At 71.8% G+C, this 16,175-nt stretch carries 9 protein-coding genes; all 9 read left to right on the forward strand.

Annotation, left to right across the window (positions count from 1 at the left end; all coding sequences use genetic code 11):
- The first annotated feature begins 1 nt into the window (after position 1).
- The 9 genes from ABB07_RS39830 (at position 2) to ABB07_RS39870 (ending at position 16,164) form a co-directional block, all read left to right on the forward strand.
- A complete protein-coding gene (locus ABB07_RS39830; RefSeq protein ID WP_208903928.1) occupies positions 2–3,889 on the forward strand; it encodes a non-ribosomal peptide synthetase in 3,888 nt (1,295 codons plus the stop codon).
- A gap of 30 nt (positions 3,890–3,919) precedes the next feature.
- Positions 3,920–7,708, forward strand: a complete 3,789-nt coding sequence (locus tag ABB07_RS39835; RefSeq protein WP_208903929.1) for a non-ribosomal peptide synthetase — start codon at positions 3,920–3,922, stop codon at positions 7,706–7,708.
- A 64-nt stretch (positions 7,709–7,772) separates the two neighbouring features.
- Positions 7,773–8,507 carry a thioesterase II family protein gene (locus ABB07_RS39840; RefSeq protein ID WP_244189848.1) on the forward strand — a complete coding sequence of 245 codons (735 nt, stop codon included), beginning with the start codon at positions 7,773–7,775 and terminating at the stop codon, positions 8,505–8,507.
- Between the two features lie 100 nt (positions 8,508–8,607).
- On the forward strand, positions 8,608–9,579 hold the full coding sequence (locus tag ABB07_RS39845; protein ID WP_208903930.1) for an ATP-binding cassette domain-containing protein: 972 nt from the start codon (positions 8,608–8,610) through the stop codon (positions 9,577–9,579).
- A 35-nt stretch (positions 9,580–9,614) separates the two neighbouring features.
- Positions 9,615–10,340, forward strand: a complete 726-nt coding sequence (locus ABB07_RS39850; RefSeq protein WP_425264842.1) for an ABC transporter permease — start codon at positions 9,615–9,617, stop codon at positions 10,338–10,340.
- A 406-nt stretch (positions 10,341–10,746) separates the two neighbouring features.
- Positions 10,747–11,007: an acyl carrier protein gene (locus tag ABB07_RS39855; RefSeq protein ID WP_208903932.1), complete on the forward strand. Its 261-nt coding sequence runs from the start codon at positions 10,747–10,749 to the stop codon at positions 11,005–11,007.
- Entirely contained in the window at positions 11,004–12,254 is a 1,251-nt protein-coding gene (locus ABB07_RS39860; protein ID WP_208903933.1) for a cytochrome P450, read from the forward strand. Before ABB07_RS39855 ends, ABB07_RS39860 begins: the two co-directional genes overlap by 4 nt.
- Positions 12,251–12,988 (forward strand): thioesterase II family protein, encoded by a 738-nt coding sequence (locus tag ABB07_RS39865; RefSeq protein WP_208903934.1) that lies wholly within the window; start codon positions 12,251–12,253, stop codon positions 12,986–12,988. The genes ABB07_RS39860 and ABB07_RS39865 overlap by 4 nt, the downstream gene beginning before the upstream one ends.
- A gap of 56 nt (positions 12,989–13,044) precedes the next feature.
- Positions 13,045–16,164: a type I polyketide synthase gene (locus tag ABB07_RS39870; RefSeq protein ID WP_208903935.1), complete on the forward strand. Its 3,120-nt coding sequence runs from the start codon at positions 13,045–13,047 to the stop codon at positions 16,162–16,164.
- The last annotated feature ends 11 nt before the right edge of the window (positions 16,165–16,175 follow it).

The following is a 16,175-nucleotide window of genomic DNA, read 5'->3' on the forward strand; positions in this document are numbered from 1 at the left end:
GATGATTCCGCTGTCATTCGCCCAACGCCGTATGTGGCTTCTGCACCAACTGGAACAAGGGGCGGCGACCTACAACATCTCGGCGGCGTTCCGGCTCACCGGGTCCCTGGACGAGGCCGCCCTCGGCGCGGCGGTCCGCGACGTGGTCGACCGGCACGAGATCCTGCGCACCGTCTACGCGACGGACGACGGCGGTGAGCCCTTTTCGCGGATCCTGCCGACAGCCGAGGCGGACCCGCGGCTGCGGGTGGTCGAGGTGGCGCCCGAGGACGTGGCCGGCGCGATCGAGGAGGCGGTCGCCCACCGGTTCGACCTGGCCGCCGAACTCCCCTTGCGGGCCAGCCTGTTCCGCTGCTCCCCCGAGGAGCACGTGCTGGTCGTGGTCGTCCACCACATCGCCTCGGACGGCAGCTCCAGCGCGCCCATGATGCGGGACCTGATCCAGGCCTACACCGCCCGCCGGGACGGCCGGGCGCCGCGGTTCGAGCCGCTGCCCGTGCAGTACAAGGAGTACGCGCAGTGGCAGCGCGAGGTGCTCGGTGACCTGTCCGACCCGGAGAGCCTCGCCGCGGCGCAGATCGAGTACTGGCGCAGGGAACTGTCCGGGGTGCCGCAGCCGCTGAACCTGCCGTTCGACCGCCCCCGGCCCGCGGCGGCGAACTCGCACGGCGACACGATCGGCATCTCGGTGCCGGCCGAGGTCGCGACCGGGCTGCAGAAGCTGGCCGACGAGCGCGGGGCCAGCATGTCGATGGTCCTGCAGGCCGCGCTGGCGGTGCTGCTGCGCAAGCTCGGCGGCGGCGACGACGTGACCATCGGCAGCCCGATCGCCGGGCGGACCGACGAGGCGCTCGCCGACATGATCGGGTTCTTCGTCAACACCCAGGTGCTGCGCGCCGACCTGTCCGGCAACCCGACGTTCACCGACCTGCTCGCGCAGGTGCGGGACAAGGCGCTGACCGCCTACGAGTACCAGGACCTGCCGTTCGACCTGCTGGTCGAGGCCATCAACCCCGAGCGCTCCGCCGCCTACCAGCCGCTGTTCCAGGTGATGTTCGCCTGGCAGAGCTACCAGAAGCCGGACCTCGACATCCCCGGCCTGAAGGTGACGTTCGAGCAGGCCATCCCGTCGACCGCCATGGTCGACCTGTTCTTCAGCCTGACCGTGGACGAGTCGGGGGCGCTGCGGGGCGACCTGCAGTACGCGACCCAGCTGTTCGACCGGGACTCGGCCGAGGTGATCGCCGCCCGGCTCGCCCGGGTGCTGGAGCAGCTGGCCGCCGACCCGGCGATGCGCATCGGGGACGTCGACGTGCTCGGCGCGGCGGAACGCGAACACCTGCTGACGGAGGTCAACGCCACCGGCCGCGACATCCCCGACGCCACCCTGGTCGAGCTGTTCGAACGGCAGGCGGCCGAGCGGACGGACGCGGTCGCGGTGACCTGCGACGGCACCACGCTCACCTACGGCGAGCTGAACGCCCGCGCCAACCGGCTCGCGCGGCACCTCGTCGCCCGGGGCGTGGGCCCCGAGTCCCTGGTCGGCATCTGCCTGGAGCGCTCGGCCGAGCTGGTCGTCGCGCTGCTCGCGGTGCTCAAGGCGGGCGGCGCCTATCTGCCGATCGACCCCGACTCCCCGGCCGACCGCATCGCCTACATCGTCCAGGACGCAGCGCCGGTCCTGCTGGTCACCACCAGCACCAACGCCACCGCCCAGGACCTGGCCCAGGACCTGCCGCTGGTCCACCTCGACGACGCCGAGGCCTTCGCCGGGCAGCCGGACGCCGACCTCACCGACGCCGAGCGCCCGGCGGCCCTGCGCCCCGCGCACCCGGCGTACGTCATCTACACCTCCGGGTCGACCGGCCGCCCCAAGGGCGTGCTGATCCCGCACCGCAACGTGGTCGGGCTCTTCACCGCCACCGAGGACTTCGCCTTCGGCGCGGACGACGTGTGGACCCTCTTCCACTCCTACGCCTTCGACTTCTCGGTGTGGGAGCTGTGGGGGCCGCTGCTGTACGGCGGCCGCCTGGTCGTGGTCCCCTACGACGTCTCCCGCTCCCCGGCCGACTTCCTGAAGCTCCTCGCCCGCGAGCGGGTCACCGTCCTCAACCAGACCCCCTCCGCCTTCTACCAGCTCATCCAGGCCGACGCCGAAGCCCCCGGCCAGGAACTGGCGCTGCGGTACGTGGTGTTCGGCGGCGAGGCCCTCGACCTGGGCCGCCTCGCGGACTGGTACGCGCGCCACGCCTCGAACGCGCCGGTGCTGGTCAACATGTACGGCATCACCGAGACCACCGTGCACGTCACCCGCATCGACCTGGACGAGCACTCCGCCGCCCGCTACCGGGCCAGCGTGATCGGCCCGGCCGTCCCGGGCCTGCGCGCCTACGTCCTGGACACGAACCTCAGGCCGACGCCCACCGGCGTGACCGGGGAGCTGTACGTGGCGGGCTACGGCCAGGCCCGCGGCTACCACGGCCGGCCGGGCCTGACCGCCGGACGGTTCGTCGCCTGCCCCTACGGCGAGCCGGGCGAGCGCATGTACCGCAGCGGCGACCTGGTCCGCTGGAGCAGGAACGGCCAACTGGAGTACGTGGGACGGGCCGACTCCCAGGTGAAGATCCGGGGTTTCCGCATCGAGCTGGGCGAGATCGAGCACGCGCTCGCCGGACACCCGGGCGTGGCGCAGGCGGTGGTCCTGGTGCGCGAGTACCAGGAGGGCGACAAGCGCCTCGTCGGCTATGTGGTGCCCGAGCCCGACGCCGCGCTCGACGCCGCTGAGCTTGCCGCGTACCTGCTGAAGCGGCTGCCGGACTACATGGTGCCGTCCGCGCTGATCCCGCTGGCGGAGATCCCGCTGACCTCGAACGGCAAGCTCGACCGGCGCGCCCTGCCGGAGGAGGACACCCGCGCCGCGGCCGGCCGGGAGCCGCGCAACGCCTTCGAGGAGAAGCTGTGCGCCCTCTTCGGCGAGCTGCTCGGGCGGGAGAACGTCGGCATCGACGACGGCTTCTTCGCGCTCGGCGGGCACTCGCTGCTGGCCACCCGGCTCAGCGTCCGTATCCGCAAAGAGTTCGACATCGACATCCCCATCAGGACGATCATCAAGTACCCCACGGTGGCCGAGCTGGCCGCGCTGATGCTCGCCGGCGGCGTGCCCGCCGACGACGCCGACGCCTTCGCGGTCGTCCTGCCCCTGAACAGCGATCCCGGTACGGGCAAGCCGCCGGTGTGGTTCTTCCACGGAGGCGGCGGGCTGGGCTGGGCGTACTACAGCTTCGCCGCGCATCTGCAGGACCGGGCGGCCTACGCCCTGCAGTCCCGTGGCTCCGACGGCGTGGAAACGCCCGCGGGCTCCGCGCAGGAGATGATCGACGACTATGCCGACCAGATCCTGAAGATCCAGCCGGAAGGACCCTTCAACCTGATCGGCTGGTCCTACGGCGGCACGGTCGTGCAGGCCGTCGCGGACGCGCTCGACCGGCGCGGGCACGAGGTCCGCCTCGTGGCCGTCCTGGACGCCCAGCCCGGCGGACACGGGTTCCGGCAGGTCCATGCCGACAAGCAGTCGTCGGACTACCGGGCGGAGCTGGAGGACGACTTCGGCCAGTACATCCGCATGGGCGACCGGCAGGGATTCCTGGACACCATGGCGAAGGTCATGGCCAACAACACCTCCCTCATGATCGGCTTCGAGTCCCCGGTCTACCGCGGCGACGTGCTGTATTTCCACGCGGCGCTCGAGGAGACGTCGTACGCGCACCTGTGGCGGCCGTACGTCGGCGGTTCCCTGGAGGTGCACGAACTGCACGCCACCCACCACGAGATGCACATGCCCGCACCCGTCGCCGAGTTCTTCGAGGTCGTCGGCGACAGGCTGGCATGACGACCCAGGAAGCCGTGAAGGACTGAACCGATGATTCCGCTGTCGTTCGCGCAACGCCGCTACTGGTTCCTGCACCAGCTGGAGGGCGGAGAGACCTGGAACATGTCGTCGGCCCTGCGGCTGACCGGGTGCCTGGACCAGGACGCACTCGTGGCCGCGTTGCGCGACATCGTCGAGCGGCACGAGATCCTGCGCACCACATACGTGACCGACGCCGCCGGCGAGCCGCACCAGCGGATCCTGCCGGCGGCCGAGGCACCGGTGCCGGTGCCGGTCGTCGACGTGGTGCCCGAGGACGTGGACGAGGTGATCGCCGAGGAAGTCGCGCACACGTTCGACCTGTCGGCCGAAATCCCGTTCCGGGCCCGCCTGCTGCGCTGCTCCGCCCAGGAACACGTCCTGGTGCTGGTCATCCACCACATCGCCACGGACGGCAGTTCGGGCGCGCCGCTGGCCCGGGACCTCGCCGAGGCCTACGCCGCCCGCCGCGGCGGCCGGGCGCCCGGCTGGGAGCCGCTGCCGGTGCAGTACAAGGACTACACGCTCTGGCAGCGCCAGCTGCTCGGGGACCTCGCCGACCCGGACAGTCTCGGCGCGGCACAACTCGCCCACTGGCGTGCGGAACTGACCGGGATACCGGAGCCGCTGACCCTGCCGCTGGACCGCCCGCGGTCCGCGGCGGTGTCCACGGAGGGCGACGTCGTCGCCTTCGCGGTGCGGCCGGAGGTGGCGGCCCGGCTGGAGAAGCTGGCCGCCGAGCACGGGGCCACCATGGCGATGGTCGTACAGGCCGCGCTGGCGGTGCTGCTGTCCAGGCTCGGCGGCGGCGAGGACGTGCCGATCGGCTCACCGATCGCAGGACGGACCGACGAGGCGCTGGCCGGCCTGATCGGCTGCTTCGTCAACAACCTCGTGCTGCGCGTGGACCTCTCCGGCGACCCGGCCTTCACCGACCTGCTCACCCAGGTGCGGAACAAGGCACTGACGGCCTACGAGCACCAGGACCTGCCCTTCGACGTCCTGGTGGAGTCGATCAACCCCGACCGCTCCACGGCGTACCGGCCGCTGTTCCAGGTGATGTGCGGCTGGCAGAACTTCGCCAAGCCCGCCTTCGAATTCCCCGGACTCCAGGTGGAGTTCAAGCAGGCCCTCACCGCCAAGGCCATGGCCGACCTGTTCTTCAGCATGACCACGGACGAGGCGGGGACGCTGTACGGCGACATCCAGTACGCGACCAGGCTGTTCGACCGGGACACCGTCGAGGCCATGGCAGCCCGGTTCACGCGCGTCCTGGAACAGGTGGCCGCCGATCCGGCGGTGCGGGTCGGGGACGTCGACGTGCTGGTCGCGGGGGAGCGGGAACGGCTGCTGACGGAGGTCAACGACACCGCCGAACCCACCCTGGAGGCGGGCCTGGTGGAGGCGGTGCGCCGGCAGGTCCGGGCGGCGCCGCAGGCACTCGCCGTCATCGGCGAGGAGGAGTCGCTCACCTACCAGGAGCTGGACACCCGGTCGAACAGGCTGGCGCACTGGCTGGCCGGGCGCGGCGTGGGCGCCGAGACACTGGTCGCCGTCCTCCTGCCCCGCACCGTCGACCTGATGGTGGCCCTGCTGGCCGTGCTGAAGGCCGGCGCGGCCTATGTGCCGGTCGACCCCGACCACCCGCGCGCCCGCATCGACCACGTCCTGCGGCAGGCCGGCCCGGCGCTGGTCCTCGACGCCGCCACCCTGGCCGGTGCGGACTGCTCGGCGTGTCCGGACACGCCACCGCAGGTGGCCGTACGGCCGGAGAACACCCAGTACGTGATCTACACGTCGGGCTCGACGGGCACCCCGAAGGGCGTGGCCGTCCCGCGCGGCGCGGTCGCGAACTTCCTCGCCACGGTGCGGCGGCGCTTCCCGCTGGCCCCGGGGGAGCGGATGCTGTTCAGCACCACGGTCTCCTTCGACATGGCCAACACCGAGCTGTACCTCCCCCTCGTCTGCGGCGCGACCATGGTCATGGCGCGCAAGGACACCGTCACCGACCCCTCGGCCGTGCTGGCGCTGATACGCCGCCACCGGGTCACCGCCGTACAGGCCACGCCCGGCTTCTGGCAGATGCTGCTGGCCCACGAGCCGGACGCCGCACAGGGGCTGCGGATCATCACCGGTGCCGAGGCCGTGCCCGTACGGCTGGCCCGGACGCTTGCCGAACAGGCCGCCGAAGTGGGCAACTGGTACGGCCCGACCGAGACGACGACATGGTCGACCATGGCGCCCGTGACGGCGGGGGCCGGGGTGGCGATCGGCACGCCGGTCGGCAACACCCGGGTGTACCTGCTCGACGCCCGGCTGCGCCCCGTCCCGCGCGGGGTGCAGGGCGAGCTCTACATCGGCGGCGACGGGCTCGCCCGCGGGTACCAGGGCCGGCCCGACCTGACCGCCGAACGGTTCGTGCCGAGCCCCTTCGGCCCCGCCGGTGCGCGGATGTACCGCACCGGAGACCTCGCGCGGTGGAACCGGGACGGTCAGCTGGAGTACATCGCGCGCACCGACCACCAGGTGAAGGTCCGCGGCTACCGGATCGAGCTGGGGGAGATCGAGCACGTGCTCGCCGGACACCCCGCGGTGGCGCAGGCGGCGGCCGTGGTGCACGAGAACCGGGACGGCGACAAGCGCGTCATCGGCTACGCGGTGCCCGCACCGGGCACCGAGGTCCGGGCTCAGGAGCTGACCGCGTACCTGCGCGGCCGGCTGCCCGACTACATGGTGCCCTCCGCGGTGCTGGTGCTCCCCGAACTCCCGCTGACCCCGAACGGCAAGCTCGACCGGCGGGCACTGCCCACCGAGGTCACGGCCACCGGGACCGGCCGGGCACCGCGCAACGCCCATGAGGAGAAGCTGTGTGCGCTCTTCGGTGAACTGCTCGGCCGGAGCACGGTCGGGATCGACGACAGCTTCTTCGCGTCGGGCGGGCACTCACTCCTCGCCACCCGGCTCAGCCTGCGCATCCACGAGGAGTTCGGCATCGTCATCCCCCTGCGTACGATCATGGAGTTCCCCACGGTGGCCGAGCTGGCCGCGCTGCTGCTCACCGGCGACACCCCCGTGGACCTCGCCGACCCGTTCGCGGTCGTCCTGCCCCTCAACAGCGATCCCGGCACCGGGAAGCCGCCGATGTGGTTCTTCCACGGCGGCGGCGGACTCGGCTGGGCCTACTTCAGCTTCGTGCTGCATGTGCGGGACCGGCCGGCCTACGCCCTGCAGTCCCGCGGCTCCGACGGACTGTCGCCGCTGGCGGGCTCCGTGCAGGAGATGGTCGACGACTACGTCGACGAGATCCTGAAGATCCAGCCGGAAGGGCCCTTCCACCTGATCGGCTGGTCCTACGGCGGCACCGTCGTCCACGCCGTCGCCGACGCGCTCGACCGGCGTGGTCACGACATCGCCCTGGTGGCCATCCTGGACTCCCAGCCGGGAGGCCACGGATTCACGGAGATACACGCCGGCAAGCAGGTGTCGGAGTACCGGGACGAACTCGAGGACTACTTCGGCCGGTACATCGACACCGGCAACCGGCAGGAGTTCCTGGACACCATGTCGAAGGTCCTGGCCAACAACATGCGCCGCATGATGGATTTCGAGTCCCCGGTCTACCGCGGAGACGTGCTGTTCTTCAACGCCACGCTCCAGGACGAGACCTACGCGCACCTGTGGCGGCCCTACGTCCGCGGTGCCATCGAAGTGCACGACGTACGCGCCGTGCACCACGAGATGCACATGCCCGCGCCCGTGGCCGAGGTCTTCGAGGTCATCGACCGCAAGCTGGCCCGCTGACCGGGCCTCGCGGTCCCGGACATCGTCACATGAAGCATCGAACAGAAGACAGGAGTTGGTCAGGGTGACAGCACCCGGCACATCCGCGGGACACGGGGAGCGGACCACGCTGCTGTGCGTGCCCTTCGCGGGGGCGGGTCCCTCGTTCTTCCACCCGTGGCGGGAGCTGGCCGCGGGCCGCTGGCGGGTGACCTCGGTCGAACTGCCCGGCAGAGAGCGGCGGATCCTTGACACGCCGTACCGCAATGTCGTCGAGGCGGCCAAGGGCTCGATCGACGACATCGTCGCGGACCTCGGCGAGGGGGCACGGACCGTGCTGTTCGGGCACAGCCTGGGCGCGGTCCTCGCCTACGAGCTGGTGCACCTGCTCAAGCACCGCGACGTGCACGTCGAGCGGCTGGTCGTCAGCGGGTCGCCGGGGCCGTGGACCCAGCGCGAGCGGCGGGCGGCGGGCCTGCCGGACGACGAGTTCCTCGCCAGGGTCGAGGAGTTCGCCGGTTTCCGGCACGAGGCCCTCGACCACCCGGAGATGCGGGAACTGATCCTCCCCGCGCTGCAGGCCGACTGCGAGATGCACGAGGCCTACGTCCCGAGCACCGACGAACCGGTGTCGGTGCCGATCTGCTCGCTGCGCGGCGACCACGACGGCCTGGTCACCGCGGAGGAGGCCCGGCAGTGGCAGGCCGCGACCACCGCGGAATTCAGCTACGCCGAGTTCCCCGGCGACCACATGTACCTGGTCGACCACGGCCGCGAGGTGCTGGACGTGATCGAAGCGGAGTCCGCCCGCAGCCGCTGACAAGGCGCCGGCCACCGACCGGACGCACGGCTGTGACCAGGCAAGACGGGGTCGAGCGCCGTGACAGGGGGGTGACAGGCCCGGAGAGGAAAGTGGAAGCATGAGAAGTTCAGCGATTGCAGTTTCAGGGCTGCGCAAGGCGTACGGCGACAAGGTCGTGCTCGACGGCGTCGGCTTCGATGTCGCCGCGGGGTCGATCTTCTCCCTGCTCGGTCCGAACGGGGCCGGCAAGACGACGACCGTGAACATCCTGACGACGCTGATGAAGGCCGACGCCGGGACGGTGCGGGTCGCCGGGCACGACGTGGTGACCGAGACCAAGCAGGTGCGCGCGGCCATCGGCGTGACCGGCCAGTTCGCCGCGGTGGACGAGCTGCTGTCGGGCCGGGAGAACCTGCGGCTGGTGGCGGACCTGAAGCGCGTGCGCGGGGCCGGCCGGCTGGTCGACCGGCTGCTGGAGCGGTTCGACCTGGTGGAGTCCGCGGACAAGATGGCGGGGACCTACTCCGGCGGTATGCGCCGCAAGCTGGACCTGGCCATGACGCTGGTCGGCAACCCGCAGGTCATCTTCCTGGACGAGCCGACGACGGGTCTCGACCCGCGCAGCCGGCGCACGATGTGGGAGATCGTCCGCGAGCTGGTGGCCGAGGGCACCACCATCTTCCTGACCACCCAGTACCTCGAGGAGGCCGACCAGCTCGCCGACCGGATCGCGGTGCTCAACCAGGGCCGTCTGGTCGCCCAGGGCACCCCCGAGGAGCTCAAGCGCCAGATCCCCGGCACCCACGCCCGGTTCCGCTTCGCCGACGTCCACGACCTCGACGCGGCGGCGCGTGTGCTGCCCGGCGGCACGCGGGACGACGAGGAGCTGACCCTGCGGGTGCCCAACGACGGTGAGTCGAAGTCGCTGCTGGCCCTGCTGAGCCGGCTCGACGAGAACGCCATCAACGCCAAGGAGTTCTCGGTGCACACGCCGGACCTCGACGACGTCTTCCTCGCCCTGACCGACAGCACGGCCGGCGGCACGGACACCGAGAACACGATCAAGGAGAAGGAGGCGGTCGCACCGTGAGCAGTGTCTCGACGTCGTTCGGCGACGCGGCGATCATGATGCGCCGCAACTACAAGCACACCACCCGGAATCCGGTCACCGTGTTCAACGCGGTCCTGTTCCCCATCGTGATGATGCTCATGTTCGTCTACGTGTTCGGCGGGGCCTTCAAGGTCCAGGGCAAGTACGTCGACTACGCGGTGCCGGGCCTGCTCGTCATGGCCATCACCTACGGGCTGGGGCCGACCGCGGCGGCCGTGAACAGCGACATGACGACCGGCATCACCAACCGGTTCAAGGCCATGGACGTGTCGCACGGCGCCGTGCTGTTCGGTCACGTCGTCTCCACGACGCTGCGCGCCCTGATCGCCGACGCGGCCATCATCGGCGTCGGCTTCGCGATGGGGTTCCGTCCGCACGCGAGCTTCCCGCAGTGGCTCGGCGCGATCGGCATCATGCTGTTCCTCGGGTTTGCGACCAGCTGGCTGACGGTCGCCATGGGCCTGGGCGCGAAGACGGTGGAGTCCGCGGGCATGGCCACCGTGCCGCTGATCATGCTGCCGTTCCTGAGCAGCGCGTTCGTCCCCGCGCACACGATGGGCACGGGCGTGCGGCAGTTCGCCGAGTACCAGCCCTTCACCCCGATCATCGAGACGCTGCGCGGGCTGCTGTCCGGCAGTGCGCCGTCGACCGGCCACGTCGTCGCCGCCGTCGCCTGGTGCGCCGGGCTCACGGTCGTCGGCTATGTGTGGGCGGTCGCCAACTTCAAGAAGCGGGTGTGAGCCCGGCCCACCGGTCCGCACCCCCTCCCCGGCCGCCTCGGCGAACGCATTCGCCGAGGCGGCCGTGTGCGTGGCGCGCGTTCCTCCTCGTTCCAGCGGGGCTCTAACGGCGTTGCACCGGGCCGCTGTCGAATTGCCCTGTCCCCCCGGCGGGGCGAATGGCCGGCGTGCGGACTTACCGGGGCGCTTTCAACCCCGATGGCCGGCGCGCCCGGGACACCACCGGCGCGGTGGGAACGGACGCGCGTGCGCGCCACACTCGATTCGGCCATTCGAAGAATTTGTCTCGCCGGCGGGACAGCGCACACAGGGCCCCGGTGGGCGTCATGGCGATGACGGTCCGGACACCGGACCGCAAGGGACGCGAGCGGGCATTCCCGGTCGGCGGAGGAAGGAAAGACTGGCAATGGAACGTCAAGCCGCGCCGTCGGGCGCACCGGTGTCACTGGGCCAGGAAATCGCGGACATGTGGGGGGAATACCTCAACTGCGAAATGGGCCCGGAGGACGACTTCTTCGCGTTCGGCGGCAATTCGATCGCCGGCATCAAAATCATCGAGCGGGTGCGGCAGGACTACGGCGTCAAGCTGTCCGTACGCGACTTCTACCTGGCGCAGACCCCGGCCCGGGTCGCCGAGCTGATCGAGCAGGGGAGGGCGGCGGCGTGAGGCTGACGCCGGGTCCCGGGCGCGACATCGACCTCGACCGTGTCGACCTGTTCGACCTGGACCTGTACACCTCGGGCGATCCGCACCCGATCTGGGACGCGATGCGGGACAGGGCGCCGCTGCACCACCAGGTCCTGCCCGACGGCCGGGAGTTCTGGTCGGTGACCCGCTACGAGGACGTCTGCCGGGTGCTCGGCGACCACCGGGAGTTCACCTCCGAGCGCGGCACCACACCCACCCACGTCGGGGTGGACGACCCGGCGGCGGGCAAGCTGCTGACCTCCACCGACCCGCCGCGGCACACCGAGGTCCGCAGGCCGCTCGGCGCGAAGCTCACCGCCCGCGCGGTGAAGTCCTGGGAGGACTCGATCCGCGGGACCATCCAGCGCTTCCTCGAGCCGGCCCTCGACGGCGAGAGGTTCGACCTGGCCGAGCGGGCGCTGCTGCTGCCGGCGATGGTCACGGGCCCGCTGCTCGGCATCCCGGCGAAGGACTGGGAGGAACTCGTCCAGCTGACCGCGATGGTGACGGCGCCCTCGGACCCGCACTTCATGGTGGGCAACGAGGCCGCCACGCTGGCCATCTCCCACCACGAGCTGGTCAACTACGTCACCGAGTGGGTCAAGCGGCGGCGGGCGGCCGGCGGCGAGGACGACACCCTGCTCGCCCACCTGATGAGCGTGCGCGCGGGCGGCGTGCCGCTGACCGACGAGGAGATCGCCCTCGACGGCTACAGCATCCTCGTCGGCGCCAACGTGACGACACCGCACACCGTCTCGGGCCTGGTGCACACCCTCATCGAGCGGCCCGAGCAGTTCGAGAAGGCGCAGGCCGACCCGTCGCTGATCCCCAACCTGGCCGAGGAGGGGCTGCGCTGGACGTCGCCCGCGTGCAACTTCATGCGGTACGCGGTGGACGACGTCCACATCGCCGGGGGCACGATCCCGGCCCGTGCGGCGGTCGTCGCCTGGATCGGCTCGGCCAACCGGGACGCCGCCCAGTTCCCCGACCCGCACACCTTCGACCTCACGCGCAGCGGCGCCAAGCGCCACGTCGCGTTCGGTTTCGGCCCGCACTTCTGCATCGGTGCGCCGCTGGCCCGGCTGACCCTGCGCGTCTTCCTCGAGGAACTGACCCAGCGGTTCGGCTCCCTCGAACTCGCCGGCGAACCGCAGCACCTGCGGTCGTACTTCATCGCCGGGATGACCCACCTGCCCATCGTCGCGCAGAAACGAAGGACGCCATGACATCCGGCTCCACCACCGCCGCGTCGCCGTGGTTCGTCCGGCCGCCGTCCGCCGAGCACCCCGCCCGGCTGTTCTGCTTCCCCTTCTCCGGGTCCGGGGCGTCGGCCTTCAGCGCCTGGCCGGCGGCCCTCGGCGACGTCGAGGTCTGCCCGGTGCAGTTCCCCGGCCGCGAGAACCGGCTGGCCCACCCCCACTACGGCACCTACGAGAAGCTCGCCGCCGACCTGGTCGAACCCCTGGCGCCGCTGCTCGACCGGCCGTTCGCGTTCTTCGCGCACTGCGCGGGCGCGCTGCCCGCGTACGAGACCGTGCTCCGGCTCGCCGAACGCGGCCTGCCCACCCCGGACCGCCTGTTCGTCTCCGGCCAGCCGGCGCCGCACGACGCCTCGCGCGACCGGATGCTCACCATGACCGAGACCGAACTGCGCGCCGAGGTGGAGGCGTTCGTCCGCAGCCGGGGGATCGAGCCGCGGCCGGACATGGTCGAGCTGGGCCTGATGGTGCTGCTGCGCGACCACGCGGCGGCGGGCGCGTACCGGAGGACCGAGCCGGCCGCGGTGGACTGCCCCGTCGTCGTCCTGCACTGGCGCGACGACCCGGACGTCACCCTCGCCGACCTCCAGGGATGGCGCCGGTACGCGGACTCGGTGGAGTTCCGGGAGGTCGACGGCGGCCACTACGACTTCATGGACGCGCCGGACGAGCTGCGGAAGTTGCTGACCCATTGGCCGTGAGCGCGGTGCAGCCGCCCGTGAGAGCACGTACACCGAGGAAACCGGAAGGAATGCAGATGACCGGCGCAGCCACCGATATTGCCGTCATCGGGATGTCGTGCCGCTTTCCCGGTGTGCACAGCCCGGACGAGTTCTGGCGCCTGCTGGTCGACGGGAAATCGACCATCGGAACGTTTCCCCGGCAACGGGCCGCCGACGCGAACTCGGCACACGCGTCCCACCCGGACGCCACCACCTTGGGCTCGGGTTCGTTCTTCGACTCCATCGACGGATTCGACGCCGCCTTCTTCGGCACGAAAGCGGCGGAAGCCGCCGCCATGGACCCCGTGCAGCGCCTCGGTCTCGAACTCGCCTGGGAGGCCGTCGAGGACGCCCGCATCCCGGCGACCGCGCTCGCGGGACGCGAGATCGACGTCGTGGTCGGCGCCGCGCCCTCCGGGTACGAGCTGCTGCGCAGGCTCTCCGGCAGCGACCAGGACGACCACTACGCCGCGCTCGGCTCCAGCGGCGCGCTGATCGCGAACCGCATCTCGCACCTGTTCGACGTGCGCGGCATGAGCTTCTGCGCCGACTCCGGCCAGTCCTCCTCCCTCGTCTCCCTGGCGCTGACCTGCGAACGGATCCGCTCCGGCGCCGTCGAGGCGGCGATCGCCGGCGGCGTGCACCTCGTCGTCGATCCGGAAGCGGGGGCCGGTCTGGCGAATCTGGGAGCCCTGTCGCCCGACGGCCGCTGCTTCCCCTTCGACGCACGGGCCAACGGCTTCATCCGCGGAGAGGGCGGCGCGTTCGTCGTGCTCAAGCGGCTCGACCTCGCCCTCGCGGACGGTGACCACATCTACGCGGTGGTACGCGGCTGGGGCGTCGGCAGCAGCGGAGCGAGCAGCAGGATGCCGGACCCCAGCCCCAGCGGGCAGGCGGCGACCGTGCTGTCCGCGCTCCAGCGCGCCGGCATCCCGTTCGACGACGTCGACTACGTCGAGGCCCACGGCACCGGCACCCGGCTCGGTGATCCGGCCGAGACGTCCGCTCTGCGCGAGGTGTTCCGCAAGACCGGCCGCACCCGCACCCTGACGATCGGCTCGGTGAAGGCGAACGTCGGGCACCTGGAGCCCGCCGCGGGGATCGTCGGCTTCGTGAAGGCCGTGCTCTGCCTGGACCGCGCCCAGCTGGTCCCGCACCCGGACTTCCGCTCCCCGAACCCCGCCATCACCGGCTTCGAGGAGCACTTCGAGGTCCTCACGGCCGCACGGCCCTGGACCGGCGAGCCGGGCCGGCCGCGGCGGGCCGGGGTGACGTCGGTCGGCATGGGCGGCACCAGCGCGCACGTGATCCTCGAACAGGCCCCCGAACCCGCCGCTCCGGCCGATGCGCCGGCCACCGCGGGCGTCCGCGGTGCGGTGCCGTGGGTGCTGTCGGCCCGGTCGGAGCCGGCCCTGCGGGAGCAGGCGGCGCGGCTGCGGGAGCTCGTGGCCCTCGACCCGTCGCTGTCGGCGACGGACGTGGGGCACTCACTGGTCGCCACCCGGTCGTCGTTCGAGCACCGGGCGGTGGTGCTCGGCGGTGACCGGGAGGAGGCGCTGGCGGGCCTGGACCTGGTGGCGGCGGGCGGTGACGCCGCCCGCGCGGTGCGCGGCGTGGCCTCGGGGCCCGCCGGTCCGGTCGTCTTCGTGTTCCCCGGCCAGGGCTCGCAGTGGCTGGGCATGGGGCGGCAGCTGTACGCCGAGTCGGAGGTGTTCGCGCGCGCCATCGACGAGTGCGCGCGTGCCCTGGACCCGTGGCTGGACTGGTCGCTGCTGGACCTGGTGACCGGGGCGGAGTCGGCGCCGTCGCTGGAGCGCGGGGACGCCGTGGTCCAGCCCGCGCTGTTCGCGATGATGGTGTCCCTGGCGCGGCTGTGGCGGTCGCTGGGAGTGGTCCCCGACGCGGTGGTGGGGCACTCGCAGGGCGAGATCGCCGCGGCGTGCGCCTCGGGCGCGCTGTCCCTCCAGGACGCGGCGCGGGTCGTCGCGCTGCGCAGCAAGGCCCTGACCGCCCTGGCCGGCCTGGGCGGGCTGAACGCGGTGGCCGCGCCCCTGACGTGGGTCGAGGAGCGGCTGGGGCGGTGGCCCGGGCGGCTGTCCGTGGCCGCGGTCAACGGGCCGGCCTCCGTGGTGATCGCCGGGGACCTCGAGGCCCTGGACGAGTTCGCCGCGCTGGCGGCCGGTGACGGGGTCCGGGTGCGCCGGGTCAGGATCGAGTACGCCTCCCACTCCCACCAGGTCGAACGCATCCGTGACCGGGTGCTCGAGGCCGCCGCGGGGGTCACGCCGCGGGAGACGCCGGTGGAGTTCCACTCCACGGTCACCGCGGGACCGCTCGACACCCGCCGGCTCGACGCCTCGTACTGGTACGACAACCTGCGCTCGACGGTGCGGTTCGGCGAGGTCGTGGAGAACCTCATGCGCGAGCGCGGCGGCGTGTTCGTCGAGGTCAGCCCGCACCCCGTGCTGCAGGTGGCGATGGAGGAGGCCGCCGACGCGCTGGCCAGTCCGCCCAAGGTGGTCAGCACCCTCAGCAAGCACGACGGGAGCCTCGGCAGGGTCCTGGCGTCGCTGGCCGAGCTGCACGTGCGCGGGGTGCCGGTGAACTGGAGTGCGGTCTTCGCCGCCGGCCGGCCGCGCCGGATCGGCCTGCCCACCTACCCGTTCCAGCGGCAGCGGTACTGGCTGACGGCGCCCGCCGGCACCGACGGCACGCACGGCCCCGACGGCACGCACGGCACGCACGGCCCCGACGCGCGGGCGGACGGGACGGGCGCGCGGGCCAGGGCGGCGGGCCTGGACTCGCCCTCGGCGGTCCTCGGGCTCGTGTGCGCCGAAACGGCGGCTCTGCTGGACACCAAGGGCGTGGGTCTGACGGCCGCCGAGCTCGAGGCGCGTGCGACCGAGACCTTCAAGGCGCTGGGCTTCGACTCCTCGATGGCGGTGGAACTGCGCAACCGGCTCGGCGCGGTGGCCTCGGTGCGGCTCCCGGCCACCGTCGCGTTCACCTACCCCACCGCGCGGGCGCTCGCCGATCACCTCTTCTCCCTGCTGGAGCCCGAGGCCCCCGAAGCCGGTGAAACGGCCGAGGAGACGGCCCTCGCCGACAGCAGTGATGACGATCTCTACGCGTTGATCGAACGCGGATACGTGTAAGCCGCACCGTA

Source organism: Streptomyces incarnatus (assembly GCF_001027185.1).
Classification (GTDB): Bacteria; Actinomycetota; Actinomycetes; order Streptomycetales; family Streptomycetaceae; genus Streptomyces; species Streptomyces puniciscabiei.